General features: G+C 64.2%; 13 protein-coding genes. 9 read left to right on the forward strand and 4 right to left on the reverse strand.

From position 1 onward, the window contains the following. The 4 genes from LQV39_RS25985 to rpsL form a co-directional block, all read right to left on the reverse strand. A partial coding sequence (locus LQV39_RS25985) for a GTP-binding protein (RefSeq protein WP_229427325.1) occupies positions 1–126 on the reverse strand: 126 nt, incomplete at its 3' end. A gap of 77 nt (positions 127–203) precedes the next feature. Further along, on the reverse strand, positions 204–2,309 hold the full coding sequence (gene fusA, locus LQV39_RS25990) for an elongation factor G (protein WP_230030089.1): 2,106 nt from the start codon (positions 2,307–2,309) through the stop codon (positions 204–206). A gap of 87 nt (positions 2,310–2,396) precedes the next feature. Then, on the reverse strand, positions 2,397–2,867 hold the full coding sequence (gene rpsG, locus LQV39_RS25995) for a 30S ribosomal protein S7 (RefSeq protein ID WP_230030090.1): 471 nt from the start codon (positions 2,865–2,867) through the stop codon (positions 2,397–2,399). 111 nt (positions 2,868–2,978) lie between these two features. Beyond that, positions 2,979–3,365, reverse strand: coding sequence for a 30S ribosomal protein S12 (rpsL, locus tag LQV39_RS26000; protein ID WP_027867278.1), 387 nt, complete (start codon positions 3,363–3,365; stop codon positions 2,979–2,981). Positions 3,366–3,709: 344 nt separating this feature from the next. On the opposite strand from rpsL, the gene LQV39_RS26005 reads away from it, so the two are divergent. The 9 genes from LQV39_RS26005 to LQV39_RS26045 all read left to right on the forward strand — a co-directional run bounded on the left by LQV39_RS26005 (position 3,710) and on the right by LQV39_RS26045 (position 15,824). After that, the gene (locus tag LQV39_RS26005; protein WP_230030091.1) at positions 3,710–5,554 is read left to right on the forward strand and encodes a phosphoethanolamine transferase; all 1,845 of its coding nucleotides are present in this window, start codon (positions 3,710–3,712) and stop codon (positions 5,552–5,554) included. A gap of 162 nt (positions 5,555–5,716) precedes the next feature. Beyond that, a complete protein-coding gene (locus LQV39_RS26010) occupies positions 5,717–6,358 on the forward strand; it encodes a transposase (protein WP_230030092.1) in 642 nt (213 codons plus the stop codon). A gap of 170 nt (positions 6,359–6,528) precedes the next feature. Next, on the forward strand, positions 6,529–8,292 hold the full coding sequence (locus LQV39_RS26015) for a YbhB/YbcL family Raf kinase inhibitor-like protein (protein ID WP_230030093.1): 1,764 nt from the start codon (positions 6,529–6,531) through the stop codon (positions 8,290–8,292). 201 nt (positions 8,293–8,493) lie between these two features. Then, positions 8,494–9,762 carry an efflux RND transporter periplasmic adaptor subunit gene (locus tag LQV39_RS26020; RefSeq protein ID WP_230030094.1) on the forward strand — a complete coding sequence of 423 codons (1,269 nt, stop codon included), beginning with the start codon at positions 8,494–8,496 and terminating at the stop codon, positions 9,760–9,762. Positions 9,763–9,782: 20 nt separating this feature from the next. Then, on the forward strand, positions 9,783–10,496 hold the full coding sequence (locus LQV39_RS26025; protein ID WP_230030095.1) for an ABC transporter ATP-binding protein: 714 nt from the start codon (positions 9,783–9,785) through the stop codon (positions 10,494–10,496). Positions 10,497–10,509: 13 nt separating this feature from the next. After that, positions 10,510–11,820 (forward strand): ABC transporter permease, encoded by a 1,311-nt coding sequence (locus LQV39_RS26030; RefSeq protein ID WP_230030096.1) that lies wholly within the window; start codon positions 10,510–10,512, stop codon positions 11,818–11,820. Between the two features lie 13 nt (positions 11,821–11,833). Further along, positions 11,834–13,066 (forward strand): ABC transporter permease, encoded by a 1,233-nt coding sequence (locus tag LQV39_RS26035; protein WP_230030097.1) that lies wholly within the window; start codon positions 11,834–11,836, stop codon positions 13,064–13,066. A 40-nt stretch (positions 13,067–13,106) separates the two neighbouring features. Then, positions 13,107–14,441: a sigma-54 dependent transcriptional regulator gene (locus tag LQV39_RS26040; protein WP_230030098.1), complete on the forward strand. Its 1,335-nt coding sequence runs from the start codon at positions 13,107–13,109 to the stop codon at positions 14,439–14,441. Positions 14,442–14,459: 18 nt separating this feature from the next. Beyond that, positions 14,460–15,824 carry a PAS domain-containing sensor histidine kinase gene (locus LQV39_RS26045; RefSeq protein ID WP_230030099.1) on the forward strand — a complete coding sequence of 455 codons (1,365 nt, stop codon included), beginning with the start codon at positions 14,460–14,462 and terminating at the stop codon, positions 15,822–15,824. Positions 15,825–15,984 lie beyond the last annotated feature (160 nt).

The following is a 15,984-nucleotide window of genomic DNA, read 5'->3' on the forward strand; positions in this document are numbered from 1 at the left end:
GCCGCCGAATTTCTTCGACAGGACGGTTGCGATTGCAGCCGTCAGGGTGGTTTTGCCGTGGTCAACGTGACCAATGGTGCCGACGTTGACGTGCGGCTTGGTCCGTTCGAATTTACCTTTTGCCATTTTGATCTTCCTTTAAAAGATATTTTTATGGGACAGAGCAGGGTTTATGCCCCTGCCCTGTCCTGACTGATTATTTATTACTTGGACTTCGCGGTCACGATCGCGTCCATCACGTGCTTCGGAGCTTCAGCATAGTGCTTGAATTCCATCGTGTAGGTCGCACGGCCCTGGGTTGCCGAACGCAGCACGGTCGAGTAACCGAACATTTCCGACAGCGGGACTTCGGCCTTGATGATCTTGCCGCCGCCGCCCGGGATTTCGTCCATGCCCTGCACCATACCGCGGCGGGACGACAGGTCGCCCATCACGGTACCGGCGTAGTCTTCCGGCGTTTCCACTTCCACCGACATCATCGGCTCGAGGATGACCGGGTTGGCGCGCTTGCAGCCTTCCTTGAATGCCATCGAACCGGCCATGCGGAACGCGTTTTCGTTCGAGTCGACGTCGTGGTACGAACCGAAGGTCAGCGTCACTTTGACGTCGACAACCGGGTAACCAGCCAGCACGCCGGTGGTCAGGGTTTCGCGAACACCCTTCTCGACTGCCGGGATGTATTCGCGAGGAATCACACCGCCCTTGATGGCGTCGATGAATTCGAAGCCCTTGCCCGGCTCTTGCGGCTCGACGGTCAGGACAGCGTGACCGTACTGGCCGCGGCCGCCCGACTGCTTGACGAACTTGCCTTCGACGTCCGAAACACCCTTGCGGATGGTTTCGCGGTAGGCCACCTGCGGCTTGCCGACGGTCGCTTCCACGCCGAATTCACGCTTCATGCGGTCGACGATAATTTCCAGGTGCAGCTCGCCCATACCACCAATGATGGTCTGGCCCGATTCTTCGTCGGTACGCACGCGGAACGACGGGTCTTCCTGAGCCAGACGGTTCAGGGCCAGGCCCATCTTTTCCTGGTCAGCCTTGGTCTTCGGCTCGACGGCCTGCTGGATCACCGGCTCCGGGAACACCATCTTTTCCAGGATGATCGGAGCGGCCGGGTCGCACAGGGTTTCGCCGGTGGTCGCTTCTTTCAGGCCGACTGCAGCGGCGATGTCGCCGGCGCGGACTTCCTTGATCTCTTCGCGCTGGTTCGCGTGCATCTGCAGAATACGGCCGACGCGTTCCTTCTTGCCCTTGATCGGATTGAAGACGGTGTCGCCCGATTTGATGACGCCCGAATACACGCGGAAGAAGATCAGCTGGCCGACGAACGGGTCGGTCATGATCTTGAATGCCAGCGCAGCGAATTTCTCTTCGTCCGATGCGGTACGGGTGACCGGCTGGTCGTCCTCGTCGGTACCGCCGACCGGCGGGATGTCGACCGGCGACGGCAGGTATTCGATGACCGCGTCGAGCATGGCCTGCACGCCCTTGTTCTTGAAGGCGGTGCCGCACATCATCGGAACGATTTCCGAAGCGATGGTGCGCTGGCGCAGTGCCTTCTTGATTTCCTCTTCGGTCAGCTCGCCTTCTTCGAGGTACTTGTTCATCAGGTCTTCCGACGCTTCAGCGGCGGTCTCGACCAGCTTCTCACGCCATTCGTTGGCCTGATCGACCAGCTCGGCCGGGATGTCGCGGTAGTCGAACTTCATGCCCTGGGACGCGTCGTCCCAGTAGATCGCGCGCATCTTGACCAGGTCGACCACGCCCTTGAAGTTGTCTTCGGCGCCGATCGGGATCTGCAGCGGGATCGGGTTGGCCTTCAGGCGGGCGCGCATCTGCTCGTACACCTTGAAGAAGTTCGCACCGGTACGGTCCATCTTGTTGACGAAGGCCAGACGCGGGACTTTGTACTTGTTAGCCTGACGCCACACGGTTTCCGACTGCGGCTGCACGCCGCCGACTGCACAGTAGACCATGCAGGCGCCGTCCAGGACGCGCATCGAACGCTCCACCTCGATGGTGAAGTCGACGTGGCCCGGGGTATCGATGATGTTGAAGCGGTGCGGCTCGAAGTTGTTGGCCATACCCTTCCAGAAGCAGGTGGTCGCTGCCGAGGTAATGGTAATGCCGCGCTCTTGCTCCTGCTCCATCCAGTCCATGGTGGCGGCGCCGTCGTGCACTTCACCGATCTTGTGGTTCACGCCCGTGTAAAACAGGATGCGCTCGGTGGTGGTGGTCTTACCGGCGTCGATGTGAGCGGAGATACCGATGTTACGGTAGCGCTCAATAGGGGTAGTGCGTGCCATAATTTTTCCTAAATCTTTGAATGGACAAAACCGAGCGACATTTTGGAAAACAAAATGCGCCCGGCCTGAACAACGATACTGCTTTGCTTAGAAGCGGAAGTGCGAGAACGCCTTGTTCGCTTCAGCCATGCGGTGGACTTCGTCGCGACGCTTCATTGCGCCGCCACGGCCTTCCGCTGCTTCCATCAGTTCACCACCCAGACGTTGCGGCATGGATTTCTCGCTACGCTTGTTTGCGGCTTCGCGCAACCAACGCATAGACAGAGCCATACGGCGAACCGGACGAACTTCCACTGGCACCTGGTAGTTGGCGCCGCCGACGCGGCGGGATTTCACCTCGACCATCGGCTTGCAGTTGTTGATCGCGGCTGCGAACACTTCCAGCGGGTCCTTGCCCGATTTGGTCTGGATGTAGTCGAACGCACCGTAGATGATGTTTTCTGCGACCGACTTCTTGCCGGACAGCATCAGAACGTTGACGAACTTGGCGAGATCGATGTTACCGAACTTCGGATCCGGCAGAATCTCGCGCTTGGGTACTTCACGACGACGTGGCATTTCAATTCCTTCCTGTCTTCAGTTGAGTGCTTATTCCGCACTCGCGAAAGGCCCTCATGACCCTTCACTTACTCAGCCTTCCGGCTGGCTCAACTTATCTATTAATAAGAATTACTTCTTGGCGCCGGCTTTAGCGCGCTTCGCACCGTACTTGGAGCGAGCTTGCTTACGGTCTTTCACGCCCTGGGTATCCAGTGCACCGCGGACCATGTGGTAACGCACACCCGGCAAGTCTTTCACACGGCCGCCGCGGATCAGGACGACGCTGTGCTCTTGCAGGTTGTGGCCTTCACCGCCGATGTACGAAATGACTTCGAAACCGTTGGTCAGGCGAACTTTGGCGACCTTACGCAGTGCCGAGTTCGGCTTCTTCGGGGTCGTCGTGTAGACACGGGTGCAAACGCCGCGCTTTTGCGGGCAGTTTTCCAGTGCCGGCGACTTGCTCTTCACAACCGCGGCTTCACGCGGCTTGCGAATCAGTTGATTGATGGTTGGCATCGTTCTTAATCCAACAAAATTTGCTACTACGTTGATGACCCGGACGTCTTGCTGCCCGGGGACTGAAACCTAGTCCCGAGTTGCTCGCTGTACAGGCGACGAAAGCCACTCACCAGCGGGAGCGGCCTCAATGCGTATACGATGTGCAGAATAATTCGAGAACTCGCGAGTATAGACCCGAACAAGGTCAAGGTCAACCGGGTTGCTATCCGGGCAGGCCGGCAACGGGCCAGGATGGCAGAAAAGCCAGGAGAATGTCGCACCTGCGACACAGACATTGTACGCTGGTTTCCACTCGGCAAAGGCGAGATAATGGCTGATTCTTTTCCTTTGCCCTGGCTTCGATGCGTTTCCTGCTGCGTCCGCGCAACCTCTATGTCCTGCTGAGTTATTGCGCCCTGTCGTGCATGCCTTTGGTCCCGCGGCTGTTCGGCCTGCCGGTCGCGCACCCGGGCCAGCTTGCCGGCATCGCACTCGTCTGCTGGATCGGCGCCTGGTCGGTCTTCAAGCGTCCCGCCTGGTTCCACTGGCTGCTGCTGCCGGCTTTCCTCGCGTTGCCGATGGAACTCTATTTATATGCGTTCTACGGCCAGGGTATCTCGACCCACCATCTCGGCATCGTCTTCGAGACCAGCCCGGCCGAGGCGATGGAATTCCTGGGCAGCAAAGTCTGGCTGATGATCGCGGTGTTCGCCGGCATGCTGGCCTGGTTCATCACCAGCTGGATCGCCGCCCGGCGTACCCGCGACCTGGACTGGGACGACGTCTCGCGCTGGGTCGTGCTCGGCGTGCTTGGCGTTGGCGTGGCGGTGTTCTTCTACGGCCGCAGCTTCGGCATCGCGCCGCCGCCCCTGCCTGCCGCTGCAGGGCCAACCTCATCCGCGTCCTTGTCCGCGAAAAACAGCGTGGCCGAAATCACCGCCGCGCCGCGCCCCGGCAGCCTGCCGCCGGCCCACCGCCTGCCGCCGCTCGCGCACTGGGCCAGGCTGCCGCTCGACCTGGACGCCTTCGCCCAATCCTGGCCCTTCGGCCTGATGGCGCGCGGCATCGACTTCTATAAAGAGCGGGTCTACCTGGCCGACCTGAACCGGCGCAGCGCTTCGTTCCACTTCGGCGCGCATGCGCAGCAGCCGGCGCACGAGCCGCAGGTGGTCGTGATGGTGATCGGCGAATCCTCGCGCTACGACCGCTGGAGCCTGAACGGCTATGCGCGCGAGACCAATCCGCTGCTCTCGCAGGAAACGAATATGGTGGTGCTGCCGGACGTGATCACCTCGGTGTCGGCGACCCGCCTGTCGGTGCCGGTAATCATCTCGCGCAAGCCGGCAATCGAGAGCCTGAAGGATGGCTTCTCGGAAAAATCCTTCCTGACCGCGTTCAAAGAGGCTGGCTTTAAAACCTTCTGGCTGTCGAACCAGATCTCCTTCGGCAAGTTCGACACGCCGGTGTCCGTGTTCGCCAAGGAAGCGGACGTGGTCGACTTCCTGAACCTGGGCGGCTTCACGGACAACTCGAGCTACGACGAGGTGCTGTTCGGCCCGCTGAAGCACGCGCTGGCCGACCCGGCGCCGAAAAAGCTGCTGGTGCTGCACACCCTGGGCAGCCATTGGAACTACAGCCATCGTTATCCGAAGCAGTTCGACAAATGGCAGCCCTCGCTGTTCGGCGTCGACAAGCCGGTCTACACCGATATCCGCCTCAAGGAGAAGCTGAACAACAGTTACGACAGCTCGATCCTGTACACCGACTGGTTCCTGGCCCACGTCATCGACACGCTGAAAGAGACCGCACAGCCGGCCTCGATGCTGTACGTGACCGACCACGGCCAGACCCTGTACGACAACAGCTGCCGCCAGGTCTTCCACGGCCACAACACCCAATACGAATTCCACATCCCGGCCTTCGCCTGGTATTCGGACGCCTACCTGGAACGCTACCCGGACAAGGTCGGCCAGCTGCTGCGCCACCGGAAAGCCAGACTGGCCACCGAAAACATGTTTCACACCCTGCTCGACCTGGCCGACATCCGCTACCCGGGCGAGCGCCTCGAATGGAGCTTCGCCAACCCCGGCTTCAAGCAGCACAAACGCTACGTCGACAGCTACGGCTGGACCGACTACGACAACGCCACCATCAAGGGCGAGTGCCACGAAGTCATCGCCAAGGGCAAGCCGCTGCCGCGCAACTGATGCGTTAGGTCAAACCGGGGTCAGACCCCGGATTTGGGCAATTTCCTGAAATCGGGGTCTGGCCCCGGTTTTTGGAAATTTCTTCTGCACGATTGATGCTAATTGAGTGGAAAGCAGAGGCTGCCTTGTAGGGTCACGGTTTTGACCATCGCCTGCATCGTCATGCCACGTCCTCGCCGCGTCGTCCTGCCTTCGGTTCCTCTACATGTCATCCAGCGGGGCAATAATCGTGTTCCCTGCTTCGCCTCTCGAAGCGATTACCTGGTCTACCTCGAGATGCTGCGCGAGTGCGCCTTCGATTGCCGCTGCGCGCTGCATGCCTATGTCCTGATGACCAACCATGTGCATCTGCTGGTTTCACCGGGCGACGATGACGGTATCAGCACGATGATGCAGCGGCTGGGAACCCGCTACGTCATGTACTTCAACCGCCGCCATGCCCGTACCGGCACCCTGTGGGAAGGCCGCTTCCGCTCCAGTCTCGTGCAGGACGAGCGCTATCTGATGATCTGCCACCGGTACATCGAGCTCAACCCGGTACGCGCCGGCATGGTGGATGCGCCAGCCGACTATGCCTGGTCAAGCTACCGCGCCAACGCCTTCGGCCAGCAAGATGAGTTGCTGACGCCGCATTCCCTCTACACCCGCCTGGGCAGCGATGCCGCAACGCGCCAGACCGCCTACCAGCATCTGTTCGAGGAAGCCCTATCGAACGACATCCTGGACCAGCTCAGGCAAGCCGGCAACGGCAACCGCCCGCTAGGCGACTTATCCGATGAGAAATTGCCGAGAATCGGGGTCTGACCCCGGTTTGAGATTGCGCAAGCCATTTGTGATTCCGAGTCACAAATAAATTCATCAAATTCAGTGAGTTCGCAAACAGATCACGCCAATTTGTTCAGGAACAATGGCCGGGCTACCCAGACAGTCCGAACTTTTCCGAAAGCGAGCACGCGATGATACGCAGCATCAGCATGGCATTCCTGTGCCTGGCCGCCAGTGGCGCATGGGCCCAGCAGGGCGACGGGACCGATACCGGCAACCCGATCCATATCTTCAAGCCGGACAAGGTCGAGCCCACGCCGCAGCGCATGGCCGGCATCAAGGCGCCGGCCGGCTTCTCGGTGACGCCCTTCGCCACCGGCCTCAAGAACGCGCGGATCATCGCGGTGGCCCCCAGCGGCAACGTCTACGTCAGCCGGCGCGACCAGGGCGACGTCCTGCTGCTGCGCGACGCCAACGGCGACGGCCGCGCCGACGGTGCGCCGGAGATCGTCGCCAGCCGCGCCGGCGCCCACGGCCTGGCGATCAGGGGCAACAAGCTTTACCTGGTGACGGCCAAGGAGCTGTTTGTCGCCGACATCAAGGCCGACGGCCGCCTCGGCGAGCTCAAGATGCTGGCCGGCGACCTGCCCGACGCCGGCCAGCACGCCAACCGTACCATCGCCTTCGGCCCGGACGGCATGCTGTACATGAGCGTCGGCAGCACCTGCAACGCCTGCAACGAGACCAACCAGGAAAACGCGACCATCCTGCGCTTCTCACAGGACATGAAGAGCCGCAACATCGTTGCCAGCGGCCTGCGCAACACCATCGGCTTCGACTGGCAACCGCAGACCGGAGAAATGTGGGGCTTCGACCACGGCATCGACTTCATGGGCGACGAAGAGCAGCCGGAAGAACTCAACAAGATCGAGCAGGGCAAGATCTACGGGTGGCCGCACGTCTACGCCGCCGGCAGCATCTACCCGCAAAGCACGCCGATCGGCCAGATCTCCAAGCAGGACTGGAAGGCGCACAGCACGCCGATGGTGCTGGGCTATGCCGCCCACGCCGCGCCGATGCAGTTCGTCTTCTACCGAGGCACCGGCTTCCCGGCCGAGTACCAGGGCGATGCCTTCGTCACCATGCGCGGCTCCTGGAATCGCAAGACGGCGTCCGGCTACGAGATCGTGCGCGTGCGCTTCCAGAACGGCCAGGCGCGCGCCATCGAACCCTTCGTGACCGGCTTCCTGACCGATGGCGGCCGCACCCACATCGCACGCCCGGTCGGACTGGCGATGGCGAAGGACGGCGCGCTACTGATGGCCGACGATGGTAATGGCGTGATCTACCGCGTCGCGTACACGGGCGGCAGCGCCGGCCGCGCGAGCACCGAGCTGAAAGCGCCGGCCGGCCCGATGGAACAGCAGGCGAAAAAAGGCAGCGGCGTGCCGCTCGCGATCGCCCGGCCCCAGACCCAGTCGCAGGGCAAGCTGACGGTCAGCTCGTCGAGCTTCGCGAAAGGCGGCGCGATCCCGGCCCGGTATTCGGAATACGCGGACGGCGTCTCGCCGGCCCTGTCCTGGAGCGCGGTGCCGAACGCGAAGTCCTATGTCGTGATCATGGAAGACCCGGATGCGAAACCGGCCCTGCCCTTCGTGCACTGGCTGGCCTGGAACATCCCGGCCTCGATCACCAGCCTGCCGGAAGGCCTGCAGGAGCAGCCGCGCCTGACGGAACCGGACGGCGTGCTGCAGGGCCGCACCACGCGCGGCACGGTCGGCTGGACCGGCCCGCATCCGCAGGTAGGCGACCCGCCGCACCACTATCACTTCCAGGTATATGCGCTGGACACCATGCTGGACGTGCCGTGGGGCGCAGAGCGTGACCAGCTGCTCGATGCGATGAAGGGCCATGTGCTGGCCAAGGGCGAGCTGCTGGGCACCTACGCGCAGAAGCAGAAGCCGCAGAAGTAAGCAAGTTTGCCGCTCTCGGCACTGCCAAGAGCGGCTCCCGTTAGCAAAATTTCAAGCTCTGTCCGCAGTGTCCGTAGCATAGTTCGTCCGGACACGGCGGACAGCTCAGCCGGGACACCCAATCCCATACAAATCAAGGTCTTAGCGAACTGGCACGGATCCTGCAAATACCGCAGCGTCCCAACCCGAATGTTCACGACCATGATTCGCGATACCTCACACCAAGACGCCGTCATCGCACCAAAGGCCGGCCATGCCATCAAGCGCCGCGCCCTGATGATAGCTGGCGCCGTCGGCGTAGCCGCCCTGTGCTTCGCCCTGTTCTCTACCTGGCGCAGCAGCGACGCCTCGGTCAACGCCGCGCGCGTGCGGGTGGCCGAAGTCAGCCGCGGCACCCTGGTGCGCGATGCCTCCGTCAACGGCCGCGTGGTCGCCGCCGTCAGCCCGACCCTGTACGCCAAGGCCTCCTCCACCGTCAATCTGAAGGTCGCCGCCGGCGACACCGTCAAGAAGGACCAGGTGCTGGCCGTGCTCGAGTCGCCCGACCTGGCCGACGTGCTGAAGCGCGAAACCTCGACCTACGAAGGCCTGAAGGCCGAGGTGGCGCGCCAGCAGATCCTGTCGCGCAAGCAGAAGCTGCTGGCGCAGAAGGAAGCCGACACCGCCGAGATCGAGCGCCTGTCCGCCCAGCGCACCCTGGAGCGCTACGACAGCGTGGCCCAGGTCGGCGTCATCGCCAAGATCGATTACCAGAAGGCCAAGGACGCGCTGCAGTCGGCCGAGATCCGCGCCAAGCATGCCGCGCAGGCCGCCGCGCTGGAAGGCGACGACGTGCAGCTGGCCCTGAAGACCAAGATCAACGAACTCGAACGCGCCAAGCTGTCGATGCAGGAGGCGCAGCGCCGCGTCGACGAGCTGACGGTGCGCGCGCCGGTGGACGGCTTCATCGGCACCCTGAACGTGCAGAACCGCATGGTGGTGGCCGCGAATGCGCCGCTCATGACCCTGGTCGACCTGTCCCGCCTCGAAATCGAGGTCGAGGTGCCCGAGACCTATGTGGCCGACATGGGCCTGGGCATGAACGCCGAGATCACGCTGCCGAGCGGCACCGCGACCGGCAAGCTGTCCGCGCTGTCGCCGGAAGTGGTGAAGAACATGGTGCTGGCGCGCGTGCGCTTCGACGGCGAGCAGCCGAAGGGCCTGCGCCAGAGCCAGCGCGTGACCGCGCGCCTGCTGATCGAGGAAAAGCCGAACGTGCTGATGCTGCCGCGCGGTCCCTTCGTCGAGCAGGACGGCGGCCGCTACGCCTACGTGGTCCGCGACGGCATTGCCACGCGCACCCCGATCACGATGGGCGCGACCAGCGTCTCGGCAGTCGAAATCGTCTCCGGTTTGAAGCAGGGCGACAAAGTGGTAGTGGCAGGCACCGATGCATTCAACAACGCGACCCGCGTCTCGATCAATCAATAATTCATACAAAGGACAAGACCATGCTGCGCATGACCAACCTCTCCAAGGTGTACCGCACCCACATGATCGAGACGCACGCCCTGCGCGGCTTCGAGATCGAAGTCAAGGAAGGCGAATTCGTCACCGTGACCGGCCCTTCGGGCTCCGGCAAGACCAGCTTCCTGAACATCGCCGGCCTGCTGGAAGAATTCACTTCTGGCGAATACGTCCTCGACGGCGTGAACGTGAAGGGCCTGGACGACAACCAGCGCTCGCGCCTGCGCAACGAGAAGCTCGGCTTCATCTTCCAGGGCTTCAACCTGATCCCCGACCTGAACCTGTACGACAACGTCGACGTCCCGCTGCGCTACCGCGGCTTCAACGCGGCCGAGCGCAAGAAGCGCATCGAGGACGCGCTGGCCAAGGTCGGCCTGGCGTCGCGCATGAAGCACTACCCGGCCGAGCTGTCCGGCGGCCAGCAGCAGCGCGTGGCGATCGCGCGCGCGCTGGCCGGCACCCCCAAGCTGCTGCTGGCCGACGAACCGACCGGTAACCTGGACACCGCCATGGCGCGCGGCGTGATGGAACTGCTGGAAGAGATCAACGCCGCCGGCACCACCATCCTGATGGTGACCCACGACCCGGAACTGGCGGTACGCACCACGCGTAACGTCCACATCATCGACGGCCAGGTGTCCGACCTGGTGCGCCGCGGTCCGACCCTGGTCGACACCAAAGCCAGCGTCAGCGCATAAGGAGAGCGGAACCATGTTCGCTTACTATTTCAAGCTGGGCGTGCGCAGCCTGCGCCGCAACCCGGCGCTGACGGCCCTGATGGTGCTGACGCTGGCCGTCGGCGTGGCCGCCAGCGTCTCCACGCTGACCATCCTGCACGTGATGTCGGCCGACCCGATCCCCGAAAAGAGCGCGCGCCTGTTCGTGCCGCAGTTCGACAACGGCCAGGTCGAGAATTTCACGCCGGGCGACGACCCGGACGACATGCAGATGAGCTACCCGGATGCCGCCAACCTGCTCAAGAGCGGCCAGGGCGAGCGCCGCACCGCGATGTACGGCGTGCCGGCCTCGATCGAGCCGCCGCGCAAGGACATCCCGGCCTTCTCCGCCACCGGCCTGGCGCCGACGCGCGACTTCTTCGCCATGTTCAACGTGCCCTTCCTGCACGGCCAGGCCTGGACCGAGGGCGACGACGCCAAGGGCGCCGACGTCGTCGTGCTCGGCCGCGAGACCGCCGAAAAACTGTATGGCGATGCGAACCCGGTCGGCCAGCGCCTGATGGTGATGGGCTTCCCCTTCACCATCGTCGGCGTGACCGACAACTGGGCGCCGCTGCCGCGCTTCTACAAGCTGATCGGCGGTAACCGCTTCGGCACGCCGGAGGAATTTTTCATTCCGTTCTCGACCGCGATCCGCCACGAGACCCAGCACGCCGGCAGCATGAGCTGCAACGCCAACCGCGACCCCGGCTTCGCCAGCCTGCTGGCGTCGGAATGCACCTGGATCCAGTTCTGGTTCGAGACCCGCTCCGCCGGCGACCGCGCCGAGCTGCAAAACTGGATGGACAACTACGCCAGCGAGCAGCAAAAGCTGGGCCGCCTGAAGCGCAAGGCCCCGAACAAGCTGTACGACGTCAACGAGTGGATGGAAAAACTCAAGGTGGTGGGCAACGACAGCAAGCTGTCGGCCTGGCTGGCCTTCGGCTTCCTGGTGCTGTGCCTGGTGAACACGGTCGGCCTGCTGCTGGCGAAGTTCTCGGTGCGCGCTTCCGAAATCGGCGTGCGCCGCGCGCTGGGCGCCTCGCGCGCCGAGATCTTCCACCAGTTCCTGATCGAGACCGGCGTGGTCGGCCTGGTCGGCGGCGTGCTGGGCCTGGTGCTGGCCTTCGGCGCCCTGGCCCTGATCGGCATGCAGAGCAAGGGCATGGGGAACATCGCTCACATGGACTGGCAGATGCTGGGCCTGACCTTCGTGATGTCGGTGTCGGCGGCCATCCTCGCCGGCCTGCTGCCGACCTGGCGCGCCTGCCAGGTGACGCCGGCCATCCAACTCAAATCGCAGTAATCGGGAGACATCCATGGAAATCCGTCCCATCCTGTCCGCGCTGATGCGCAATAAAACGGGCCCGATCCTGGTGGCCCTGCAGGTCGCACTGAGCCTGGCGATCCTGACCAACGCCATGCACATCGTGAACGAGCGCCGCGCCGCGATGGCGCGTCCGTCCGGCCTGTCGGACGAAAACGCGACCTTCTACATCGTCGCCCGCACCCTGAACAGCGACAGCGCCGAGCAGCAGCTGGCCAGCATGAAGCGCGAAGCCGACATCCTGCGCGCGGTGCCGGGCGTGGCCTCGGTGGCGAACGTGTCGCAGATGCCGCTGTCGCGCAGCGGCAGCAACAACAGCGTCGCCGTCGACCGCAAGCAGACCCGCCAGACCACCAGCACTTCGGTCTACATCTCCGGCGACTCGGTGATCAAAACCTTTGGCCTGAAGCTGGTCGAAGGCCGCGACTTCCAGCCGCAGGAACTGGTCGACATCAATGAGAACACGAGCAACGAGTATCCCAAGCAGGTGATCATCACCAAGCCGCTGGCCGAGAAGATGTGGCCGGGCGCGCGCGCGGTCGGCAAGACCATGTACTTCGGCACCGGCGAAGGCGCCCAGGCCGTCGAAGTGGTCGGCGTGGTCGAGCGCCTGCAGGCCGCCCACGTCAACCTGGAAGAGCGCTCCGAGTACTCGACGCTGATCCCGGCGCGCGTGTACGGCAACCCTGGCAACCTGTACGCGATCCGCGCCGAAGCCGGCCAGCGCGACCGCGTGATGAAGGAAGCCGAGGCAGCGCTGCGTAAATCCTCGGCCAGCCCGATGATCCTGCGCCTGAAGACCGTCGACCAGGACCGCAAGGAGCTGTACCGCGCCGACGCCGCCCTGTCCTGGATGCTGGTGACCGTCAGCCTGCTGCTCCTGATCATCACCTCGTCCGGCATCGTCGGCATGGCCAGCCTGTGGGTCACGCAGCGCCGCAAGCAGATCGGCGTGCGCCGCGCGCTCGGTGCGCGGAAGATCGACATCCTGCGCTACTTCATCATGGAGAACTTCATGATCACCAGCGCCGGCGTGTTCGGCGGCGTGACCCTGGGCCTGGCGCTGAACCATCTCCTGGTCAGCAAGCTGGAGATGGCGCGCCTGCCTTCCGGCTACCTGATCGGCGGCGCAGTGGTGTTCTGGGCGCTCGGCATCCTGGCGGCCTATGGTCCGGCGTGGCGCGCGGCGAGCATTTCGCCGGCGACTGCCACCCGCAGCGTCTAAAACCGACGGTGGCCTTCCGGACGATGCTATGCTTGCGCCCATGCCCACTGTATTGATCATTGACGACAACGCCGCCGTCGGCGTCGCCCTCGACGTGCTGTTCTCACTGCACGACATCGCGGCGCTGCATGCGGCTTCGCCCGAAGAGGGCCTCGAGCTGCTGGCGCGCCAGCCGGTCGACCTGGTGATCCAGGACATGAACTTCACGGCCGACACCACTTCGGGCGAAGAAGGCGTGGCGCTGTTCCGCGAGATCCGCAAGCGCCATCCGGACCTGCCGGTGATCCTGCTGACGGCCTGGACCCACCTGGACGCCGCGGTCGACCTGGTCAAGGCCGGCGCGGCGGACTACCTGTCCAAGCCCTGGAACGACGACCGCCTGCTGGCGACGGTGACGAACCTGGTCGAACTGGGCCAGGCCAACCGCGCCCTCAACCAGCGCCTGCAGCGCGAGCGCCGCGCGCGCCGCGAACTGGAACAGAACTACGACCTGCGCGGCCTGACCTGGGCCGACCCGGCCACCGAGCGCGTGCTGACCCTGGCCTGCCAGGTGGCGCGCGCCGACGTGCCGGTCCTGATCACGGGGCCGAACGGCACCGGCAAGGAGCGCATCGCCGAGATCATCCAGGCCAATTCGCTGGTGCGCAACGGGCCCTTCGTGGTGCTCAATTGCGGCGCCCTGCCCTCCGAACTGATCGAGGCCGAGCTGTTCGGCGCCGACGCCGGCGCCTACACCGGCGCCTCCAAGGCGAGAGAAGGCAAGTTCGAAGCGGCCGACGGCGGCACCCTCTTCCTCGACGAGATCGGCAACCTGCCGCTGGCCGGGCAGATGAAACTGCTGCGCGTGCTCGAAACCGGACGCTTCGAACGGCTCGGCTCGAACCGCGAACGGCGGGTAGCAGTGCGCGTGATCAGCGCCACCAATGCCGACCTGCAGGCCATGATCCGCGCCGGGACCTTCCGCGAAGATCTGTTCTACCGCCTGAACGTGATCGAGCTGAAGCTGCCGCCGCTGGCGTCCCGCCCCGGCGACATCCTGCCGCTGGCCCAGGGCTTTCTACCGCCCGGCAAGACCCTGCATCCGAGCGCGGAAGCGGCCCTCCTGGCGCACACCTGGCCCGGCAATGTGCGCGAGCTGAAGAACGTGATGGCGCGCGCCAGCCTGCTGGCCAACGGCGACGTCATCAAGCCGGCCGAACTGGGCCTGCCCCTGCCTGCCGGCAGCAGCCAGGAGGCGGAGCCGGACCGCGAAGCCATCGTGCAGGCGCTGGCGCGCGCGGGCGGCGTCATCGCCCAGGCCGCGGCCGACCTCGGACTGTCGCGCCAGGCCCTGTACCGCCGCATGGAGCGCCTGGGCATCGCGCGCGCCGCATGAGTCTTTCGTGAGCCTCGCATGAGCTCAAAGGGAAAGCGCTTCAGGCTCTCGCTCGTCACCCGCTGGTCGGCCCTGGTCGGCACGCTGCTGGCGGTCGGGATCCTGATCGCGCTGGCCCTCGACCACCTGCTGCCCGGCCAGCCGCTGGCCGTGCTCGGGATCTGCCTGCTGTGCGTGGTGCCGATCGCGCTGATCACCATCCGCTCGCAGATCCAGCCCATCCTGTCGCTGTTCCGCGCTTTGGAGGGCACGGTGGCGAGCTACCGCGACGGCGACTTTTCCTTCAGCCTGCACTGGGGCCAGAACGACGAACTGTCCGACCTGATCGAGGCCCACAACGCCCTCGGCCAGGTGCTGCGCGAACAGCGCCTCGACCTCGTGCAGCGCGAACTGCTGCTCGACACCATGGTGCAGAACACGCCGGTGGCCATGCTATTGGTGGCGGATCTCGCCAATCGTGGAGAGCAAGGCGCACGCACCATCGCCTACGCCAACCTCGCCGCACGCCAGCTGCTGTCCGAGGGCCGCAAGCTGGAAGGACATGCGCTGAACGAGGTGCTGGAACAGGCGGCGCCGGCCCTGATCGAAGCGCTGGGACGCGGCGGCGACGGCCTGTTCACCGCCGGCGAAGGCGAGGACGAAGAGGTCTACCACCTCGCGCGCCGCAATTTCAGCTTGAACGGCCGCAGGCACGAGCTGCTGCTGCTGCGCCAATTGACGACCGAGCTGCGGCGCCAGGAAGTGCAGACCTGGAAGAAGGTCATCCGCGTCATCAGCCATGAGCTGAACAATTCACTGGCCCCGCTGGCGTCGCTCGCGCATTCCGGTTCGGAGCTGGTGCGGCGCGGCCAGACCGAGCGCCTGCCGCAGATCCTCGAGACCATCGGCGAGCGCACGCGCCACCTGGAGAGCTTCATTCTCGGCTACGCCCGCTTCGCCAAGCTGCCGACGCCGCGCATCGACGCCGTCCCCTGGGAGGCGCTGGTGGCGCGCCTGGCCGGCCAGGTGAAATTCCGCGTGATCGGCGAACTGCCGGCCGAACCGGCCCAGATCGACACCGCGCAAATGGAACAGGCCCTGCTCAACCTCCTCAAGAACGCCCACGAATCCGGCTCCTGGCCGGACCACGTGGAGCTGCAGATCCGCCGCGTGCAAGAAGTGGTCCGCATCGACGTGCTGGACCGCGGCAGCGGCATGAACGATGCCGTGCTGACCAACGCCCTGGTGCCCTTCTACTCCACCAAGCGCAGCGGCACCGGCCTGGGCCTGGCGCTGGCGCGCGAAATCGCCGAAGCGCACGGCGGCCGCATCACGCTGGCCAACCGCGAAGGCGGCGGGCTGGCCGTGACCATGATTCTGCCGGTGGGCCCGGGACCCGCCTGAAAATTCGGGGTCAGAGCACATTTCAAAATCACGTTAGCCGCATTTACTGCAATTTGAAGCAAACATGAGCGGTAATGCGATCACGTTTGCCTCAGCTGCTAAAATAAATGTGCTCTGACCCCGAATTTTGCTGACCCCGAATTTTGAAAGCCTTCATGCC

The sequence above is a fragment of the Massilia sp. Bi118 genome (assembly GCF_918697865.1).
Classification (GTDB): domain Bacteria; phylum Pseudomonadota; class Gammaproteobacteria; order Burkholderiales; family Burkholderiaceae_D; genus Telluria.

Excerpts from the sequence above, each read along its gene's own strand:
- fusA (WP_230030089.1), bottom strand. The coding sequence starts at position 2,309 with ATGGCACGCACTACCCCTATTGAGCGCTACCGTAACATCGGTATCTCC.
- rpsG (WP_230030090.1), bottom strand. The coding sequence starts at position 2,867 with ATGCCACGTCGTCGTGAAGTACCCAAGCGCGAGATTCTGCCGGATCCG.
- rpsL (WP_027867278.1), bottom strand. The coding sequence starts at position 3,365 with ATGCCAACCATCAATCAACTGATTCGCAAGCCGCGTGAAGCCGCGGTT.
- LQV39_RS26005 (WP_230030091.1), top strand. The coding sequence starts at position 3,710 with ATGCGTTTCCTGCTGCGTCCGCGCAACCTCTATGTCCTGCTGAGTTAT.
- LQV39_RS26010 (WP_230030092.1), top strand. The coding sequence starts at position 5,717 with ATGCCACGTCCTCGCCGCGTCGTCCTGCCTTCGGTTCCTCTACATGTC.
- LQV39_RS26015 (WP_230030093.1), top strand. The coding sequence starts at position 6,529 with ATGGCATTCCTGTGCCTGGCCGCCAGTGGCGCATGGGCCCAGCAGGGC.
- LQV39_RS26020 (WP_230030094.1), top strand. The coding sequence starts at position 8,494 with ATGATTCGCGATACCTCACACCAAGACGCCGTCATCGCACCAAAGGCC.
- LQV39_RS26025 (WP_230030095.1), top strand. The coding sequence starts at position 9,783 with ATGCTGCGCATGACCAACCTCTCCAAGGTGTACCGCACCCACATGATC.
- LQV39_RS26030 (WP_230030096.1), top strand. The coding sequence starts at position 10,510 with ATGTTCGCTTACTATTTCAAGCTGGGCGTGCGCAGCCTGCGCCGCAAC.
- LQV39_RS26035 (WP_230030097.1), top strand. The coding sequence starts at position 11,834 with ATGGAAATCCGTCCCATCCTGTCCGCGCTGATGCGCAATAAAACGGGC.
- LQV39_RS26040 (WP_230030098.1), top strand. The coding sequence starts at position 13,107 with ATGCCCACTGTATTGATCATTGACGACAACGCCGCCGTCGGCGTCGCC.
- LQV39_RS26045 (WP_230030099.1), top strand. The coding sequence starts at position 14,460 with ATGAGCTCAAAGGGAAAGCGCTTCAGGCTCTCGCTCGTCACCCGCTGG.